This is a genomic window from Burkholderia sp. SRS-25 (assembly GCF_004343765.1).
Classification (GTDB): Bacteria; Pseudomonadota; Gammaproteobacteria; order Burkholderiales; family Burkholderiaceae; genus Burkholderia; species Burkholderia contaminans.
Window position 1 is genome coordinate 182,337 of the sequence record NZ_PTXM01000002.1, and the last position, 18,946, is coordinate 201,282.

At 63.7% G+C, this 18,946-nt stretch carries 15 protein-coding genes and 1 pseudogene; 4 read left to right on the forward strand and 12 right to left on the reverse strand.

Annotation, left to right across the window (positions count from 1 at the left end):
• Window positions 1-25 precede the first annotated feature (25 nt).
• The 9 genes from C5O79_RS01645 to C5O79_RS01685 all read right to left on the reverse strand — a co-directional run bounded on the left by C5O79_RS01645 (window position 26) and on the right by C5O79_RS01685 (window position 10,928).
• Entirely contained in the window at window positions 26-1,384 is a 1,359-nt protein-coding gene (locus C5O79_RS01645) for a metallopeptidase TldD-related protein (protein ID WP_122478302.1), read from the reverse strand.
• A 223-nt stretch (window positions 1,385-1,607) separates the two neighbouring features.
• Window positions 1,608-2,870: a thioredoxin gene (trxA, locus tag C5O79_RS01650; RefSeq protein WP_205746216.1), complete on the reverse strand. Its 1,263-nt coding sequence runs from the start codon at window positions 2,868-2,870 to the stop codon at window positions 1,608-1,610.
• Between the two features lie 36 nt (window positions 2,871-2,906).
• Window positions 2,907-4,718: an ABC transporter ATP-binding protein/permease gene (locus tag C5O79_RS01655; protein ID WP_122478306.1), complete on the reverse strand. Its 1,812-nt coding sequence runs from the start codon at window positions 4,716-4,718 to the stop codon at window positions 2,907-2,909.
• Entirely contained in the window at window positions 4,715-5,137 is a 423-nt protein-coding gene (locus C5O79_RS01660) for a biopolymer transporter ExbD (protein ID WP_122478308.1), read from the reverse strand. The genes C5O79_RS01655 and C5O79_RS01660 overlap by 4 nt, the downstream gene beginning before the upstream one ends.
• Before the next feature lie 11 nt (window positions 5,138-5,148).
• On the reverse strand, window positions 5,149-5,889 hold the full coding sequence (locus tag C5O79_RS01665) for a MotA/TolQ/ExbB proton channel family protein (protein WP_046547147.1): 741 nt from the start codon (window positions 5,887-5,889) through the stop codon (window positions 5,149-5,151).
• Between the two features lie 23 nt (window positions 5,890-5,912).
• Window positions 5,913-6,701, reverse strand: coding sequence for an energy transducer TonB (locus C5O79_RS01670; RefSeq protein WP_046547148.1), 789 nt, complete (start codon window positions 6,699-6,701; stop codon window positions 5,913-5,915).
• On the reverse strand, window positions 6,691-8,994 hold the full coding sequence (locus C5O79_RS01675; protein ID WP_240687893.1) for a TonB-dependent receptor: 2,304 nt from the start codon (window positions 8,992-8,994) through the stop codon (window positions 6,691-6,693). The genes C5O79_RS01670 and C5O79_RS01675 overlap by 11 nt, the downstream gene beginning before the upstream one ends.
• A gap of 379 nt (window positions 8,995-9,373) precedes the next feature.
• Window positions 9,374-9,838: an Lrp/AsnC family transcriptional regulator gene (locus C5O79_RS01680; RefSeq protein WP_122478310.1), complete on the reverse strand. Its 465-nt coding sequence runs from the start codon at window positions 9,836-9,838 to the stop codon at window positions 9,374-9,376.
• A 136-nt stretch (window positions 9,839-9,974) separates the two neighbouring features.
• Window positions 9,975-10,928, reverse strand: coding sequence for a DUF4880 domain-containing protein (locus tag C5O79_RS01685; RefSeq protein ID WP_122478311.1), 954 nt, complete (start codon window positions 10,926-10,928; stop codon window positions 9,975-9,977).
• Between the two features lie 548 nt (window positions 10,929-11,476).
• Here C5O79_RS01685 and C5O79_RS01690 point away from each other — a divergent pair.
• From C5O79_RS01690 to C5O79_RS01700, 3 genes are all read left to right on the forward strand, one after another.
• Entirely contained in the window at window positions 11,477-12,466 is a 990-nt protein-coding gene (locus C5O79_RS01690; RefSeq protein ID WP_122478313.1) for a D-2-hydroxyacid dehydrogenase, read from the forward strand.
• 89 nt (window positions 12,467-12,555) lie between these two features.
• Window positions 12,556-13,863, forward strand: coding sequence for an MFS transporter (locus tag C5O79_RS01695; protein WP_131931071.1), 1,308 nt, complete (start codon window positions 12,556-12,558; stop codon window positions 13,861-13,863).
• Window positions 13,864-13,911: 48 nt separating this feature from the next.
• The gene (locus C5O79_RS01700; RefSeq protein WP_046547153.1) at window positions 13,912-14,700 is read left to right on the forward strand and encodes a class II aldolase/adducin family protein; all 789 of its coding nucleotides are present in this window, start codon (window positions 13,912-13,914) and stop codon (window positions 14,698-14,700) included.
• Between the two features lie 59 nt (window positions 14,701-14,759).
• Here the strand turns inward: C5O79_RS01700 and C5O79_RS38915 are convergent.
• A pseudogene (locus C5O79_RS38915) lies at window positions 14,760-15,013 on the reverse strand (citrate-proton symporter); the annotation flags it as partial.
• 329 nt (window positions 15,014-15,342) lie between these two features.
• On the opposite strand from C5O79_RS38915, the gene C5O79_RS01710 reads away from it, so the two are divergent.
• Window positions 15,343-16,242 carry a LysR family transcriptional regulator gene (locus tag C5O79_RS01710; protein ID WP_131931072.1) on the forward strand — a complete coding sequence of 300 codons (900 nt, stop codon included), beginning with the start codon at window positions 15,343-15,345 and terminating at the stop codon, window positions 16,240-16,242.
• 92 nt (window positions 16,243-16,334) lie between these two features.
• Here the strand turns inward: C5O79_RS01710 and C5O79_RS01715 are convergent, their stop codons facing one another.
• Both C5O79_RS01715 and C5O79_RS01720 read right to left on the reverse strand, forming a co-directional pair.
• Window positions 16,335-17,525, reverse strand: a complete 1,191-nt coding sequence (locus tag C5O79_RS01715; protein ID WP_131931073.1) for a M20 aminoacylase family protein — start codon at window positions 17,523-17,525, stop codon at window positions 16,335-16,337.
• A gap of 78 nt (window positions 17,526-17,603) precedes the next feature.
• Window positions 17,604-18,938 (reverse strand): DUF3100 domain-containing protein, encoded by a 1,335-nt coding sequence (locus C5O79_RS01720; RefSeq protein ID WP_034179959.1) that lies wholly within the window; start codon window positions 18,936-18,938, stop codon window positions 17,604-17,606.
• Window positions 18,939-18,946: the final 8 nt, after the last annotated feature.

Sequence of the window (18,946 nt, forward strand, 5' to 3'; positions counted from 1 at the left end):
AGGATGGTCGCGCGCACCGCGCGCGTCAGCTCCCGCCGATTCGCATTTCATCGATCAGCCACGAGCCCGTGCGGAAGCTTCCTCTGGTCGCGGTGTCCGCCCCCACGGCGAGCAGGCCGGAAAACATCGCATCCAGATTCGACGCGATCGTGATGCCGGTGACCGGGAAACGGATCTGGCCGTTCTCCACCCAGAACCCTTTAGCGGCACGCGAGAAATCGCCGGTCAGCCGATTCACGCCGCCGCCCGCCATCTCGGTGACGAACAAGCCTCGACCAAGCCTTTCCAGCATCGTGTCGATCCCGTCCGAGCTGGCCGTTTTCGCGCTACGCACTTCGAGGTTGTGCGGGCCCCGGCCGTTGCCGGTCGGTGCCATGCCGAGGCGCCGGGCGGCATACAAGCCAAGAAAATAACCGCGCAACACACCTGCCTCGACGACCGATCGCCGGGACACGGCAACACCGTCCGAGTCGAAGCAGCGGCTCGCCATGCCTCTCGGGACGAACGGATCTTCGTACACCTGAATGTGATCGGCAAAGATGCGAGTACCGAGACGGTGGTTCAGGTATGAGCCCGTCCGATAAAGCGCATCGCCGGATGCCGCGTTGACGAACTCGCCGAGTAGCGACATTGCGGCCAACGGCTCGAACAACACGGAGCAACGCTGCGTTTCGACCTGCGTGCTGCCCAGCAGCGCGAGCGCGCGCGTCGCGGCTTGCGTGCCGATCCGTACGAGTGCGTCCAGGTCGGCGTAGGCGCGCGCGCCGTCGCTCCAGAATCCCATCTGCTTCTCGCCGGCGCCTGCCGCGACAGGCATGCACGACAAAAAATGTGTGGACCACGGCACGCTGTGCCCAAACCCCTCGCTGGTCGCGAGCAGCGACAACCCCGCGGAAGTCCCGACGCTGGCACCGTTGGTCGTCACGATGGCCGGGCTCGTGGAGAACGCGGCCTCTTCCGCGCGACGGGCGTCTTCGAGCATGTCATCGAGCGACAGTTCGAGCGGATGATACAAGTCCAGATCGATGAAGTCCGTCGCGAGCAAGTCCGCCTGAGCCAGGCCGGCGGCGGCATCGGCGTCCGTGACCGACGCGATGTCGATGGCCGCCGCGACCGCGCCGGCGAGACCGTCGGCGGACAAATCGGACGAGGTCGTCGCACCGCGTCGGCCATTGCGATAGACCACGAGCGAGACAGCCGAAGACAGTCGAAGGCTTCGTTCGGCCGGCACCCGGTTGCGCACGGTGGCTGTCCGTGATTCGACATGATCGATCTCCACACGGACGCCGTCGGCCCCTGCGCGTCGGGCAAGATCGAGCGCACATTCGGCCGCCGCCTCCAGATTGGATTTCACGTTGCGCCACTGCGTACCGCCGTCATGCATGGAAATCACTCCGAGTGTTGAATTGCCGTGTGCCCGTGAATCCGACTTTCCGTCGGGACGTTTTCGCGTCACTTCGAGCGGAAGCACATTGAAAACAGTGTATCGAGGGCGATCGAAATTTTTTTATGAAACAAATCGCCGTATCGCGGAATCGTGGAATCGTTTTGCGCGCGCGCCAGCGCATCCGGAATTTACGTTCGACGAGCGCCTTTTCGACGATGATTCACGCGCAGCGCTTCGTCAGCCCGATCAAACGATCGCCGATGCTCGCGCCGACCTTTTTCAGGGCCTGCGTGCCATTGCCGTAGTGCGATCGAAACCGCGCAATGAGTTCGGCATCCACCAACCCAATTCGCTCGAGAGTCTTGTCGCCTTGCGAAGCCTCTTCGCCGCGCTCCACCGCGCGATTCGACGTTTCTTCCGCGAGCTGCATGAAGCGTCGGTCGTCATCGCGCGTCCAGTTGCAGGCCGCGCGCAACAACTCCCAATGCGCGCCCGCAAGGCCGAACATGAAATCGGTGACGATCGCGGCGTCGCCGAGCGGTTGGGCGACCAACACGAGAAGCCGTGTCGCCAACGCGTGCGCAGCGCCAGCCGGGGTGGCATCGGCCTTCGCGAGCGCCTGCTTGATCGCGGCCAGCTCCGAATCGAGCGGCCCTTCCGCCCGAGCGGGGTCATGCTGCGCGGCAAGCCGATCTCGAATCGATAGCAACGTGGCGTCGCCGCCGATCAACTCGGTCATCTCGCCGCCGGACAGCAGATCCGTGAGCAGCATTTGCGTCAGCCGCGCGAGATTCGCACCCACCGGAACGGCATCCAGCCAGTGCGCGATGAACTCCGCGCCGTTCAGATGCGTGCTGCGATAGCTCGACAGTGATTCCACCACGGCCAGCACGTTGGCCGGAATGCCCAGCATCCTTGCGCAATCGTCCACGTCCGCGGTATTGCAGACGAACTGGATGGCGCTGCCGATTTCACCATCCCACATCGCTTCCGACGGCGCGGCCCGCTTGCGGTCCAGCCACGCGCGCAATGCGGCAAGGCGCTCCGCCTTGAGCTGGGCGTCGCCGCCGAACGCGTTCGGCGCAACGGCGATCGCCGCCGGCAACGGCGTCACGGAGCCGAGGTGATCGTCGATGAAGCCGGCCAGTTGCGTGGCGGAGCGATTGCCGACCACGCGGCCGAGCTCCTTGCCGCCGTGCAGCAGGATCAGCGTCGGAATACCGCGGACACCGAATCGTTCGCGCACGCCGGCATTTTCGTCCACGTCGATCTTCACGAACGCCACGTCGCCCTGAAACTGCTCGCTCAATTTCGACAACGTCGGCGCGAGTGCCTTGCACGGACCGCACCACGGCGCCCAGAAGTCAATCAGCACGGGCAGCGGGTTGTTGATCACGTCGGCTTCGATTGTTTCCAGCGTCACTGCTTTCAGATTGCTCATGGATCGACCTTGTTCTGTTTCACGTGTTGGCGCGCCGTGCATTGTTCAAATGCACGGCGTCGGTTGGGATCGTGGCGCTCAGCACAGCTGCGTTCCCGCGTATGCTCCGCTGCCCGCTTGTGCGCCCGTCGCTTCGTCGGCCGCGTCCTGTCGTGCTTCCGGTATCGGCGGCTCGGGAAAATCGAGCGTCGTGTCGTGAAACGCCAGCAATTCCTTGCGATGCGCGACGCTGACGACCGTGGCCTGAGGCAAGCGCTCGATCAAAAGACCGTAAAGTTCCTTCTCGCTTTGGCTATCGAGCGCAGACGTGCATTCGTCAAGGAACACCGTGGAAGGTCTGGCGAGCAGCACGCGCGCAAATGCCACGCGCTGTTGCTCGCCGCCGGACAGCCGTGTGCTCCAGCGATCCTCGACATGGAGCTGGGACGCATAGGCCGACAATCCGCACGCGCGCAGCAGTTCCTCGCACTCGCTGTCCGGGTACGCCGCAGCGTCGCGCGGATAGGTCACGGCCGCCTTCAGCGAGCCCGACGGGATATAGCTGCGCTGCGGCAAGAAGAACGTGCCATCTGCCGGCCTCGCGATCGTGCCCTCGCCATAGGGCCACAGGCCCGCCAGCGCGCGCAGCAACGTGCTTTTCCCGCACCCCGACCGGCCGCGCACGAGGCACCGCTGGCCGGCTTCGAGTACGAAGTCGGGCACGCGCGACAGCGTGCTGCCGAACGCGTCGCGCAGGACGAGCCCGCTCGCGGCGACCTCTCCGGCTCGGCCTTCTTGAAGCGCGATTTCCTGCCGCGGCTCATGCTCGCTCACGTGCAGGAATTCGCGCAGACGGTTGGCCTCCGCACGCCACGACGTAAATCCCGGATAGGCTTGCCAAAAAAATGCCAGCGACCCCGTGACGGAATTAAATGCGTTGTTCGATTTCATCAGCCCGCCGAGCGTCAGCCCGCCCGACATCAGCTGCGGCAGCATCAGCAAGGTCGGAATGATCGGAATGACCGAACTCAGCTGACCGACGATATTGTTAAAGAACGAGACGCGCGTATTCACCCACAGCGTCGCGTAGAGATTCGATACCACGAACCGAAACGATGCCTGCAGACGCCCATGCTCGGCCGTTTGCCCCCGAAAGAACGCGATCTGTTCCGCGAATTCACGCACGCCGACCATGAGCACGCGAAAATCGCCTTCGAGACGATGCTGCCTGGCCGTCAGCGTAATCAGCCTGCGGCCCAGATAATGCGTCGCCGCGAAAATGACACCGGTGTAGGCAAATGCGGCGAACACCAGATAACCGTGCAATACGTACGACGATCCGCCGACATCGACCTGCAACGGGCCACCCATGCGCCACAGCACGATGCTGAACGACACGACGCTGACCGGTACCGAAAGAAACCCGAGCCCCAGCAGCAGCGTGTCGTTGACGAACAGTTTCACGTCCTCCGCGATACGCTGATCGACGTTCTCGAGCTCCCGGTCGCGTTCGATCCGGTAATAGTTGTTGCGTGCGAGCCATTTTTCGGCGAGCCATGTCGTGAGCCACCGGCGCCAGCGAATCTGCACGATCTGATGCAGCACCACCCCGGTAATCTGCACGACCGCGCCGGCCATCGCCACGAGCAGGAAACGTACGAGCAGCTCCGGCAGCACCTTGAATCGGGACGCGCCGATCGCATCGTAGAACGTGCCGGTCCAGTTGTTGTTCCATAGCATCACGTACGTCGTGGCCCAACTCGACCCGATCACGAGCATCAGCAATATCAGCGAGAACACGCCTTCGCGCGTACGCCAGTACGGCAGCAGGAGACGCCACACCGGTGGAAAACGGCGGCGTGCTTCCGCGTCTTCCGCGCGATCAATCGGGAAAGCGCCGTTCACCGTCATGGGTGCGCCTCGGGCGGTTGCATCACGAAGTTGATCTTGTTGAGGCCGCCGCCCTGGAGCGCCGCGAGAATGGTCGCGACCTTGCCGTACTCGACGTGCTGATCCGCGTTGATGTTGACCGCCGGCGGCTCGCCTTTCGCCGCGGCCTCGGCCACGCGCGCCTTCAACGCCTCCGCATCGACCGGCTGCTTGTTCCACAGCACCGTCTTGTCCGCCGTGATCGACAGATCGATATCCTGCGTTTTCGATACGGCCGGCTGCGCCGCCGCCTGCGGAAGATCGACCTTCACCGCCTTGTTGATGACGGGCAGCGTCACGATGAAGATGATCAGCAACACCAGCATGACGTCGATCAGCGGCGTCATGTTGATGTCGTTCATGACGCCTTCGTCGCCGCCGCCATCGGTAATCATTGACATGGCGGGCTCCTTCAGGCGGCCAGGTTGGGCGTGGCGCGCTTGGTCGCGGCCGGCGCGCCGACCGGCCGGCTGGCGTCGGCACGGGCCTTCGCGCCGGTGACGAAATACACGTGCAGCTCGTGCGCAAAGCGGTTCAGTCGATGGCTCACGCGCTTGTTGCCGCGGTTCACGTAGTTGAAGCCGAGCACCGCCGGAATGGCGACGAACAGCCCGATCGCCGTCATCACGAGCGACTCGCCCACCGGGCCTGCAACGTGATCGAGGCTGGCCTGCCCCGACATGCCGATCGCCATGAGTGCGTGATAGATGCCCCATACCGTGCCGAACAGCCCCACGAACGGCGCGGTGCTGCCGATCGAGCCGAGGATGGCCAGGCCGTTCTGCAACCGCGCGACTTCGTCGTCGAATGCATTGCGCAACCCGCGCGCCACCCATTCGCTCGCGCTCAGGCTGCCCTGCATCGACGGTTCATTGCCTGAATGCTGCTCATTCGCTTCGCGCCCGGCAAGGACCAGCGCACGATAGGGATTGTCGCCGCCCTCGCCCAGCGCCTCGATGCCCTCGCTGATCGACGAGCTGGACCAGAAACGCGTTTGCGCGCGCTTGCCGAGCGATTCGAGGCGCCGATTGACGAATCCTTTCGTCAGTATCACGAACCATGAGACGACCGACATGCCGATCAGGAAAACGAAGATGAAGCGGGTAACGAAGTCGCCCTGTTGCCAGACGTTGGCGATGCCATACTGTTCCATGTGTTGCTCCGATTGGTGCGGGTTCAGTCGTTCAGGTTGAATGCGATGGGTTGGGTAGCTTCTACCGAGCGCGCGATGCCAGCGGTCTCGTACGGATGACAGCGGCCGGCCCGGATCGCCGCGACGGCGGCCGCGTCGAGCAGCGGCGAGCCGCTGCTCTGCGCCACGCGCGCGGACGTCACCGCGCCGTCGGTGCCGATGCTCAGATGCACGACCACGGTGCCCTCCTGTTGCAGCCGCCGCGCTTTCGCCGGATAGTCGGGTCGCGGCATCTGGCATCCCAACTGCTTCAACTCGCCCGCGCTGATTTGCTTCGGTGCGTCCAGCAGGTTCGGCCCCGGCGCGGGTTGTGCGACAGGTTGGGCCGGCGCCGCTTCAGGTGCGGGATGCGGCGCGGGCACCGGCGTGACCGGCCGCGTTTCGGCGGGTTTCGGCGTCTCCTGGGGCGCCGCTTCCACCGTGCGCGTGCTCGGCGCCCGCGACGCCAGCACGTGCGCCTTTTCCGGCTTCGCGGGCGCCACGGGTTTCGGCGGCTCGGTGCGTGGCTTGGGCAGCGCAAGCGGTGTCGGCGCGGGTCGCGGTGCCGGCGCGGCAACCAGTCGCACCTGCACCGTGCCGCCCGCGGGACGCCCGGCCTCGAGCCTGAGCGTCACCGCACTTTGGTGGACTGCAACGTACAGCCCCAGCGCGTGGGCGAACAGCACCCCTGCGGCACACGCGATGCGGCGTGTGCGCGCATACGGCGCCTGGGACGTGTTCTCGCGCACGGCGATGTCATCCCAGGGGCGGGCGGGCAAGGAATCAGAAGTCATAGGTACCGGTGAGCATGACGGTCCGCTCCGGTCCCATCGGGATCAGGGTAGACGTCGTGCTGCTGTAGTAGAGCTTGCGGTTGAACACGTTCTTGATCGAAAGATTCAGGCCGTACCCCTTCTTCCGATAGAACACGCCGAGGTCCGTCTCCACCTGGCTCGGGATGCGATACGCCGAGCCCGAGTCGACGTACTGCCCGCTCGCAAAGAACAGCCCTGTGCCGACCCCGAAACCCTGGAGTGCTTCGGTCTGGAAGTTGTAAGTCGCCCACAGGCTGGCGCTGTTCTTGGGCAAGCTCACCGCAAGCTTGGTGCCGGCGGGCTGCACGAAATCGTTATACGTGTAGGTACCCACCAGGTTGACGCCGGGCAGCGGCTGGCCGTTGATCTCCGCTTCGAATCCGCGGCTGACGGCGCCGCCGGCGGGAAGATAGAAACCGCGATGACGCGGATCGGCAACGTTGTAATTGCTGAACGAGGTGCGGTAAGCCGAGGTCGTGATGGCCAGCTTGTCGTCGAGAAGATTGAATTTCATGCCCACTTCGACTTGCTGGCTGATCTGCGGAGGCAGGATACCGCCACCGAACTGAAACGACGAGCCAGGCCGGAAACCACGGTTGTAGCTGGCATAAGCCGAAACCTCGGAGGTCAGTTCATAGAGCAGGCCGAGACTTGGGCTATAGGCGTTCTGATGGTTTCCCGGTGATGCCGTGCCGCCGATCGTACCCGTCAGATAAGTGTCCCGCCTCACCGAAGCGAGCGCATGGAAATTCCTGTAGGAAAACTGATCCTGAAGATACAAACCAGTTTCCGTGTACCGACTGGCGAATGTCGGCGCAAGGTTACCCGTGTCGGATGACGGCAACGAAGGCGGGCCGAAAACGTTCGGAACGAAAATGAATTTCGAGGTCGTGGTATCGACCTGATACTGGTTGTAATGATTGAAATCCCACCCTGCTATCACGGTGTTCTTCACGCCACCGATCTCGAACTTGGCCCGCAGGTAATTCTGAAAGCTCCAACTGTAGTAATCCGAAATCGAATCGAAGTTGAAGAATGCCGCGCGGTTGGTCGCCGAGAGCGGCGTCGCCTCCGTCCAGGCTTGCTGCGTTTGCTGGGTACGCGTATAGGAACCCTTGCTCACGAAGGTCAGCGCCTTGCCGAGCTTTTGCTCGAGGCGAAAGAAAATATTGTCGGTTTGCGCGCCGAAGTGGTCGGACGGTACGCCAAGCGGACGGTCGATATAGTTTCGGTAGATGTCGCCCGCGGCATAGCCGACCGTGAACTGCGGAACCGGCTGGCGATCGACCGTGCGCTCATAGCCGACCGTCAGATCCGTGGTCGAATCCTTCCATTGCAGGGTCGGCGCAAAGTAGAAATTTCTCTGGCCGTCATATCCCATGGCATTCTGGCCGACCCGCTCCCCCGAGACGATGAAGCGATACCGAAGCTTCTTGTCGTCGGTGATCGCACCCGTGGTGTCCAGCGCGATCTGAGTGTCACCATACGTGCCGTAGCCCACTTTTATTTCGTGAAACGGATCGGCCTGTGGCGTCTTCTTGACGATATTGATCACGCCCCCCGGCGGGCTGTTGCCGTTCACGATCGCCGACGGCCCCTTGATCACCTCAACGCTCGAGATCGCGATCGTCGGCGTGACGTTGGGCGCGGACCCGACAGTCGCGAGCCCGTCCGAAGTCAGATTTTCGGCGGTAAACCCGCGAATGACGTATTGCGGCACGCCTAGCGGTCCCGGCCGCGTGACGACACCGGACGCATTCCTCAGCACATCGGAGAGCGACTGAGCGGCCTGGCTCTGGATCACCGCCGCGTTGATGACGCTGACCGATTTCGGCGTCTCGCTCAGCGGCACATCCGAGCGCGCATAGGTGGACGACGATTCCGCGACGAAGCCGGTGCCGCCGGAGTCCCGGCTGGCCGCCACGCTGATGAGCGGAAGCGTGGTATCGACAGGCCCCACGGAGGCTGCCGCCGCCGACGCCGCAACGGGCGCTGCAGCGGCCGGCTTCGCTACCGCCTTCTGGATGGTCAGGCCGCCGCTGCCCGTCGCGACGAGATCGAGACCGGTGCCCCGGAGCGCTTGTCGAATCGCGGCCTCGGCGGTATAGCTGCCCTCGACGGGCGACGATTTCAACGATTGCACGAGGCCCGCGTCGTAGCTCAACCTCACGTTGGCCGCCTGGGCGATTTCGACCAGCGTGCGATCCAGCGGACCGCTCGCGAGATGCCATGACTGCTGACCAGCCTGTTGCGCATGTGCCGACGCCGCCATGAAAACCTGTGCAACGGCGACCGCGATGGCAACCCCTGATGCCTGGCTCGAGATAGCCCGGCGTGTTCTGATGTTGAGCTTCACGTTTGAACCGCTCCCTTGTCGAATGTATTGGCTCTTCGTCCGTTCTATCAGTATTCCTACGCGTGACCGCGTCATCATCGCGTCGCAAAGTACCGTCATGCTTCAAATCGGGCCTTGGTCGTCCTCTTGCCCGAACGCGTCATCGATGAAACAAGTCTATCGTCCGGGCCTGGAATGTTTTTTTAAAACAATTCTCTTGCGCTGCCCGTTTTGGAATTCCATTCCGCGGTTTCCGCCGCGCCGGTGAAATTCCGTCCTTCTCCGTTCCTGTCGATACACTGCCCGGCCCGTGCGGTCACAGCATGTAATCGAGCGGTAATACGGTGGTCTGCTTGATGGTCTCCATCGCGAAGCTGGAGCTGACGTCGAAGATGTCGACCGCGCCGATCAGACGCCTGTATACGCTGTCGTACGCGTCGATATGCGGCACCACCACCTTGAGCATGTAGTCGATGTGCCCGCTCATGCGATGGACTTCCACCACTTCGGGGATCGTTGCCACGACGTCACAGAAACGCCGCAGCCATGCGGCGGTATGTTCCGCTGTCTTGATCTCCACCAGAACGGTCACGCCCACGTTGAGCTTCTTCGCATCCAGAAGCGCCACGCGACGCGCTATCACCCCGTCCTGCTCGAGCTTCTGAATGCGTCGCCAGCATGGCGTGGTCGAAAGATTCACGCGGTCGGCGATCTCGGCCACCGAGAGCGTGCTGTCCTGCTGCAGCACGGACAATATGGCCTTGTCGATAGCGTCGAACACACTTCCTCCACTCGAGTACACGGGTTGATGTCGAGCGATTCGATGCGCTCTTGATTACCTTGTGCAACGAGCGGCGAAAAGTGACACCGCAAATCGAAAAAAATCCGGAGGGGGACTGGAGGGGCAGCCTGCGGCTTCAGGCAGGTGTGGCGACGGCGAGCATCTTGCCGTACAGATTCAGGGAAAACCCGAGGCTCTCGGCCAGTTGCCGGAGCGCGGCCGGCGCGTCGTCGAGCGGAAAGACGCCGCTCACGCGGCGCGACAGCGCGGCCTCCGGAAAACGGATATAGCCGCCGAAGTAACGGCCCAGCGTTTCGATCACGTCCGGCACCGCGCGGTCGAGCACGACCAGCGTGCCGCGTGTCCACGAGAAGATGTCGGCCGACGTTTCGGGCATGCGTGCGATCTGTCCGCCCGACAGGGACCACGCCGATCCATCGGGTACCCGCAAGCGGCGCCCGTGAGGCACGGCAAGGACCGCGTCGCCGCCTTGCACGGCCACGACGGTATGCAGCCGCAGGACGTCCACGCTCACGCGCGCCCGCTCGGTGCGGACCGTGCCGTCGCGGGTGGTCACGACGACAGACTGATGGCCCGCGCGATTCGGATCGGTTGCAACCTGACCGGCGGCAAGATAGAGGTCGGCTTGCTCACGTGCACGGGTATACACCCGCGTGGCCGCGCCGGCCGTGACCGAAACGTTGCCGTCGAACTGAACTCTTTGTGGGACCACATCGCCATTGTGGTAGTCCGCGTCGAGCGAAAACGTCGAAACGAGCTGGCGCGTGGCGATCCCCGCAAGCACGATGCCTCCCAGGCCCGCGCCGGCTTTCAGCAATCGTCTGCGGTGACGCGACGGCTCGTCGAGCGCCCGCCGCACCGCCTCACTCGACGTGCCCTGCAACGGACCCAGCCTGCCGAGCCGCTGCTGCAGCCGCGCCCACGCTTCTTCGTGGGCCGGATCCGCGCGCCGCCATGCCGCGAATGCTTCGCGCTCCTCCTGCGAAATCTCGCCGGAGCGCAGCCTCACTTCCCAGTCAATCGCCTCTTGCGCCGCCGGATCGAGCGTGGAGTTACCGTTCATGAGCATCAATCAATCGCGGGCGAACGGCCGTGCCGCAAACGCGGCCCGTTGCCGAGCGGGTAATTCGGGAACATGTGTTTCGCGCGGAGCATATCACGCTCTCGCGTTGGCATGCGGCTCCTCAATGTCTGCCGACAGCCACGCACGACATCGCTCGCACCAGCCCGTCAGGTACGAGCGGCCCCGATTGGCCAGCCCTCGTCAAGACGTGCTCGAGCGTCATCGAACTTGTCGTCGCACTGCCATCCATCGACCGTTCCATGCGCGATCCCTGGATAGCCACTTCATTCCCGACGCCACCGCGGAAGGTGAACCTGCTCGTCTTCACGGCATCCCTCCTGGTCTTGATGAAAACGTCACGCCGGAATTCTCGATTTCCAAATGGGACGGTTTCACAAACCAGGGGCACATGCAGATGCCCGACCCTTCACATTTTGGAAACGGTGCGTACACCAAAACGCTCAACGCGTGCCTTGTCACTTGATCACAATGACCTCATGGCGCACGGGCTTCTCTTATTCCAGATATCCGGGCGCACAGCATAGGCAAACGAGATGGTGGTGATGGAGACGATGCTGGCCCTGAATATTCTTCTCTCCGATGTGGCCGCGCGCCACTTCGACGGCGAGATCGCGCGAACGCTTGGCGCAACGCCTTTCCGCCTGCTGTCGCCTGGCGACGCATCGAGCGCCGAAGCGCATATCGCATTCGTGAGCCGCGACGTGACGGGCCGCTCGACCAAGCACGACTTGACGCCGGAAACCCGCCACTTCTACGACGCGCTGCGCGCCGCACCGAACCTGCGCTGGGTGCATGCTCATTCCGCGGGCGTCGATCGTCCGATCTTCGTCGAGATGCGGCAACGCGGCGTGCAGGTGACGTCGTCTTCCGGCGCAAACGCTCGCACGGTCGCGCATACGGCACTCGCCGGTCTGATGGCGCTGGCACGCCGCCTGCCGCTGCTGCACGAAGCGCAGCGCGAACACGCATGGCGCCCCTTGCTGCTCGACGCCGCCCCGCGCGATCTCGCCGCTCAGACCGTGGTGATCGTGGGCTACGGTGCAATCGGTCAAAGGCTCGCCCGCTTGCTGGATGCGCTCGAAATGACCGTCATCGTCGTACGCCGCGAGGCACAGGGCGAAAGCTTCGTCGATTTCTCGATGCTCGATGACGTGCTGTCGCGCGCCGACTGGCTTGTGCTCGCCTGCCCGCTCACGCCGCAGACGACGAAGCTGATCGACGCAAGCCGTCTCGCGCGTCTGCCGAAGCAGGCATATCTGGTCAACGTCGCGCGCGGCGAGGTCGTGGTCGAAGCGGATCTGATCGCCGCGCTGCGTAGCGGTGCGCTGGCGGGCGCCTACCTCGACGTGTTCGAGCACGAACCCCTGAGTGCGGCATCGCCCTTGTGGGATATGCCGAACGTGATTCTCACTCCGCATATGGCGGGACAGTCAGACAGTCAGTACGCAGCCGTCGGCCGCATCTGGCTCGACAACCTCGCGCGCTGGCATCGAGGCGAACCGCTGCTCAACCTCGCGCGCTGAAACAGCGACCGAACGATGGCGCGCCGCTGGCACGCGACACTGGCGTGGATCTGACGCATACGCCATTCCCACAATACAAGGAGACAACCATGCACGAAACGATACCCGCCGACCTCGATGCAGCAACGCGTCCGCTACGTCGCCGCGGCGCGATGCGATCGATTGCGGGCGGTTCCATCGGCAATCTGATCGAATGGTACGACTTTCACGTTTATACGACCTTCTCCATCTTCTTCGCCGCCTCGTTTTTTCCCCGCGAGAACCGCACCATTCAGTTGCTTTCGACGGCGGCGATCTTCGCCATCGGCTTTCTGCTGCGGCCGGTCGGAAGCTGGCTGATCGGCCTGTATGCCGACCGGCGCGGACGCCGCTCCGCGCTCACGCTGTCCGTCATCCTGATGTGCGCGGGCTCGCTCGCCATCGGCCTGTGTCCGACCTATCCGCAGATCGGCATGGCCGCGCCGCTCGTCTTGCTGCTCGCGCGGCTCGTGCAGGGCTTTTCCCTCGGCGGCGAGTACGGCGCGAGTTCGGTGTACCTGAGCGAGATCGCGAAGCCCGGCCATCGCGGCTTCTACAGCAGCTTCCACTACGTCACGCTGATTCTCGGCCAGTTGCTCGCCACGCTCGTGCAGGTCGTATTGCAAGCGCTGATTCCGCGTGCGGAACTGATTGACTGGGGCTGGCGCGTGCCGTTCATCACCGGCGCGGCGCTCGCGCTGGTGGCGTGGTGGGTGCGCCGCAATATCGATGAAACCCCGGACTTCCGCGCGCTCGGCGAGAAGGACAAGCGCGGCGTGTCGCTGTCGGCGCTGCGCAAGCACTGGCGGCCCGTTTTGCTCGTGTTCGGGCTCACCACGGGCGGCACGCTCGCATTCTTCACCTACACGGTTTACATGCACAACTATCTCGTCAATACGGTCGGACTGAGCCCGCAGACGAGCGCGTGGCTTTCGCTGTCCACGCTGACGCTGTTCATGGTCATGCAGCCGTTCTTCGGCGCGCTGTCGGATCGTATCGGGCGACGCGCACTGCTGCTGTGGTTCGGAATTGGCGGCACGTTCGCCACCTGGCCGCTGCTCACGGCGCTTGCGCGCACACACAGCGCAACAACCGCGTTCCTGCTGCTCACGCTCGCACTGATGATCGTGTCCGGCTACACGTCCGTGTGCTCCGTCATGAAAGCCGAGTTGTTTCCCGCGCGGTTGCGGGCGCTGGGCGTGGGCGTGCCGTATGCCATCGCGACGGCCGTATTCGGCGGCACGGCCGGTTACGTCGGACTCTGGTTCAAGAGCATCGGCCATGAAAGCGGTTTCTACCTGTATGCGTCGGCATGCATCGGCTGCACGCTGATCGCCACCTTGAGCCTGCGCCGCAGCGACATGCAAATGCAGTCGTAGGCGACGCACGGCCTGCTCTTTCCGATCAACTTCGATGAGGAATCTCGAATGACCAAGCTCCCCGAATTCTCCATTCCATCGATGCGCGAGCAATGCTCCGAAGCCGAATGGAAAACGCGCGTCGATCTGGCCGCCTGCTACCGGCTGACCGAGCTATACGGCATGTCGGACATGGCCGCGAACCACATCTCGGCGCGCGTGCCGGGCGAGGAAGGCGCGTATCTCATCAACGCTTACGGCATGCTGTACGAGGAAGTCACGGCATCGAGCCTGATCAAGATCGACATCGATGGAAATATTCTCAGCAAGCCCGTGTTCGTCGGCATGGACTACGGCATCAATCGCGCGGGCTATGTGATCCACGGCGCCATCCACGAAGCGAACCCCGAACTCGAATGCGTGATTCATACGCATAGCTGGCCGGGCATGGCCATATCGGCGCTCAAGTGCGGGCTGCTGCCGCTCACGCAGACTTCCATGCGCTTCTACAAGATCGGCTACCACGATTACTGCGGCGTGGTGCTGGATGTCTCGGAGCGCGAATCGCTGGTGCGCGATCTCGGCGAGAACAACGCGCTCATTCTGCGCAATCACGGCCTGCTCACCGTCGGCAAGACCATTCCCGAAGCGTTCAACGCCATGCATCGGCTGGAGTTGTCGTGCAGGACGCAGCTCGCGGCCATGGCGTGCAATACCGAACTGAACCCGGTTCCGCACGACGTGCTCGAAGAGACGTACATGAACTATCAGCCGCAGACACGCCGCCCATATGGTGTGATGGAATGGCCGGCGCTGCTGCGCAAGCTGGATCGCATCGACCCTTCCTATCGACGATGAAAACAACGAAGCCCGGCAAAAGGCCGGGCTTCAGTCGAGACGCATCGAAACAGCGTCGATCAGGCCGACGCCGACGCCGGAGCATTACGTCCGGCGCCGCGCCGATATAACCCGCGCTTCGCACAAGAGGCCGCGAACCGCAGCGAAACCCGTGCCAGTAACCAGACGCGGCCCAGTCATGCATCACCCGAGTGAGACAGGTGGACACGGCCGGCGTGAAGCCGCCAAGCAGCGCCGTCGCAAGACTGAACGCCAGCGAAATACCCGCAACGCGCACTTCCCCCGGCATCACTTCGGTCAGCGCGGCGACCAGCTTTGCCCTCGTCCGCGAAGTTGCCATTGCGAATTCTTGGGGATCTCGCCCCCCGTTGCACCCGCCGAGCACTGGTCCGAAGAGGCGACCATGGCAAGCGAACGGTTCGCACAGGTCGGCGACAGAAAACGTATCTTCCACATTGGCCGGCGTCCTGCTGTTCAAACCATGCTCAAGGAAGTTGCAGGCGACTCACTGGGTCGCCGCCTCAACAACCCTGTCCCGGATTGTTATAGTGTCGGGTCAGCAACTGAACGATTCAACAGCGATGAAGAGAGGCCCTGCCGCCTCCGATAAGTAGGCTCCGATCAACAGGCTCGCGACCGAACATGATGAAACTTGATCTTCAGAGTCTTCGCATCTTTGTTTCGGCTATCGAGTCAAAGAGCTTGACCAAGGCGGCAGAAGATAATGCCCTCGTAACGTCAGGAGCCAGCAAGCGGATCGCCGACCTCGAGAGCCGGCTCGGCGTGGATCTCCTGATCCGCCATGCGCGCGGCGTTCAGGGCACGCCGGCGGGTTTGTCGCTGTATCATCATGCGAAAGCGATCTTGCGCCGCGTCGAAATAGCGCAAGACGTTGTGGCTGAATTTGGAAAGGCAGGAAATCCAAAAGTCAGATTGGCCGCAAATCCGTCATCAATCATCGCGTATATACCTCCGATAACACGGAGATATCTTGCGGAGTCTCCTGCTGCTCGTATCGATCTGCAAGAGCGCTACAGCTACGACATTCCGCGGCTGGTCGCGGAAAATGAAGCGGATGTCGGGATTTATCACGCATTGTCGCCGGCGCCCGGCGTGACGTCCTATCCATTCCGGCGGGACCGCATTGTCCTGGTTACACGCCGAGATCACGCGCTCGCGGTTTTTGATGAGCTGTTCCTGGAAGCTGCCAATTCCTACCCGTTCGTGGGGTATTTTCCTCGGCACACCTATGACGCATTCTCATCGCTTGCCGGACGAGGCTTGTCACGTCCGCTCGATGTCAAAATCGAAGTTGGAAATTACGAGGCAAGATGCCGTCTCATCCAGGAAGGAATAGGAATTGGCGTAATTCCAGAACCAAACGCCTCCCCATATCTGAATCTTTACAATCTGAAGGCGATAAGACTGCTCGACGAGTGGGCGGAACGACAACTTTACGTGTGCGTCGCGAATGATCGAGATTTATCGGATTATCCGGAGACGAAACGATTTCTTGAATGCCTATTGGATATATCCGATTAAAGCGTAAAATCCCGCCCGCAAGCCGTCATTCATGACGGCGCGCCACCATGCCCGTTCATCACGATCGGCCCCGAAAAGTCGGTAGCCGTGCCTTACCGCGCCAAAACCCGCTCCACCAACCTCACGAAATAACTCGCTCCCACCGGCAGCAACGCATCGTTGAAGTCGTAACTGGCGTTATGCAGCAGGCAAGGCCCGCCGCCATGCCCATGCAGGCGATGATCGCCGCTCCCGTTCCCGAGGAATGCATAACAACCCGGCTTCTCGCGCAGCATGAACGAGAAATCCTCCGCCGCCATGGTCGGATCGACGGCCGCGTTCACATGCGCGTCGCCCACCAGCTCGCGCATCACCGCCACCGCCACCGCCGTCTGCCCGGCGTCGTTCACGGTAGCCGGATACTGGCGCTGGAAATCCACCTCGCTCTCGCACTCGAAGGCCGCGGCCGTCGCGGCCACCACGGCGCGCATGCGCGTCTCGATCAGGTCGAGCGTCGCATCGGAGAAAGTCCGCACCGTGCCGCCGAGCCAAGCATCGGTCGGCACCACGTTCATCGCCTCGCCCGCATGCACTTGCGTGACCGACAGCACCGCGCCGTCGATCGGATTGCGGTTGCGCGTGACGATCCCCTGCAGCGCACTCAGCACCTGCCCCGCCGCGAACACCGGATCGCGGCCCAGGTGCGGCATGGCCGCGTGGCAGCCGGCACCGCGCAAGTTGATCCGGAACAGGCTGGTCGAGGCCATCAGCGGCCCCGGCCGCACCGCGAAATCGCCGGCCGCGATGCCGGGCCAGTTGTGCAGCCCGAACACGGCATCCACCGGGAAACGCTCGAACAGGCCGTCCTCGATCATCGCGCGCGCGCCGCCGCCCGACTCCTCGGCCGGCTGGAAGAACAACTGCACGGTGCCGTCGAACTCGCCATGCCGCGCCAGGTGGCGCGCGGCCCCCAGAAGCATGGCGGTGTGCCCGTCGTGGCCGCAGGCATGCATCGCGCCGGGTACCGTCGAACGATGCGCGAAGGTATTGGCCTCCTGCACGGGCAGCGCGTCCATGTCGGCGCGCAGCCCGATCGCACGCACGCTGCCGCCGCGCGTCAAGGTGCCGACCACGCCGGTGCGTCCGACGCCGCGCGTGACGGCGCAACCCCATTGCTCGAGCCGCTCGGCGACGAGTTCGGCGGTGCGGAACACGTCGTAGCCGACCTCGGGATGGGCATGGATATCGCGGCGTGTCGCCGTCAGTTCGTCGGCGTGCGCGACGATGGAATCGATCAGTGTCATGCGGATGGGAGCGCTTTGTCGGTCGTCTCGACACGGCGGCGGGCCGGTTCATGCCGCCCGCCGCGATGCCGCGAGAGATCAGATATGGAACAGCTGGGCCACCAGGGTTGCGCCGATGAAGGTGCCGGCATTGGCCACGAAGGACACCAGCACGATGCGCCAGCCGAGCCGGCGGAAGGCCGGGATGTCCTTGGCGATCGACAGCCCCGCGAACACCAGCATCGGCGTGGTCACCCCGAGGAAATCGTTGTGCGAGCTGAGCGCGGCGATCTGCGAAGCCCACGGGCACCACGGCGACGTCAGGAACATCGCCACCACCGATACCCAGCAGACCGCCGGAATCCGCCGCCCCGTCACGCGCGCCAGCGCATCGCCGACGATCGTTGCGCACACCATGATCGCGATGCCCGGCAGTCCCGCAAGCGGTGTGGTGCCGTGGGCGATCCAGTCGCACACCAGCGCCATCGCGGCCGTCACGATCCAGGCGAGCAGCTTGCCGCCGTAGCCGAGCGCAGGCGCTTCGGTCCGCACTTCGCCCAGTGACGGGCTGGCCGCCTCGGGCTGCGCCGATGCCTTGGTGGTTCGGCCGATCAGCGGCTCCAGCACGCGGTAGCCCCAGACCGCGAGCGGCAGCGAGATGAACAGCGTGAAGTAGGTACCGATGGTGGTGGTGATCAGGTTGCTGGCTGCAGCGAACGCGAGCACCGATTTCGCCGTCTCCGGATCCTGCTGGGCGGCGATCGCGCCCGAGGCCGCCGCCATCATGCTGCCCGAGCCGACGCCCGAGCCCATCGCCAGCGCGAGTGGATCGAAGATGCCGAGACTGCTCACGAAACCGGCGAACACGGCGATGAACACCGCACCGAACACGGTGCCGGTCAGGTACTCGGCCAGCACGCCGCGGCCTTCGGCCGAATCCATGCCGTACTTTTCGCCGATGATCGCGAGGCTCGGTTCGCGGCCCACCGAGAAAGTCGCACCGATCGCCTCGCGCTTGATGCCGAGCAGCAACGCGAGCGGCAGGCCCAGCAGGATGGTGCCGACGAAGTGGCCGAATTCCTGGAAGGCCAGCGCCCAGCCCGCCGACGCCAGCTTGGGCAGCGCGCTGCCCACCATCAGCCCGAGCTTGGAGACGAACAGCAGCAGCGCAGGCTGCAGGATCGCGGCCGCGAAGAACTGGTCGGGCACGCTCAGGCGCGCGCTGCTGTTCCAGCGCGCGCTGGCCAGCCCCACCGCGGCGCCGAGCAGCAGCGCCCAGATCATCGGCAGCAGCACGACCTTGCCCGGTCCGAGCTTGAACGTGAACGAGCCGATCCATTCGGCGACCAGCAGGATGCCGGCCGCGTAAAGCAGGACCTTGGCGGTGGCCGCGCCGCCAAGCTCGCGGCGCTCGATACCCAATGCGTGTTCCATGACGAGTC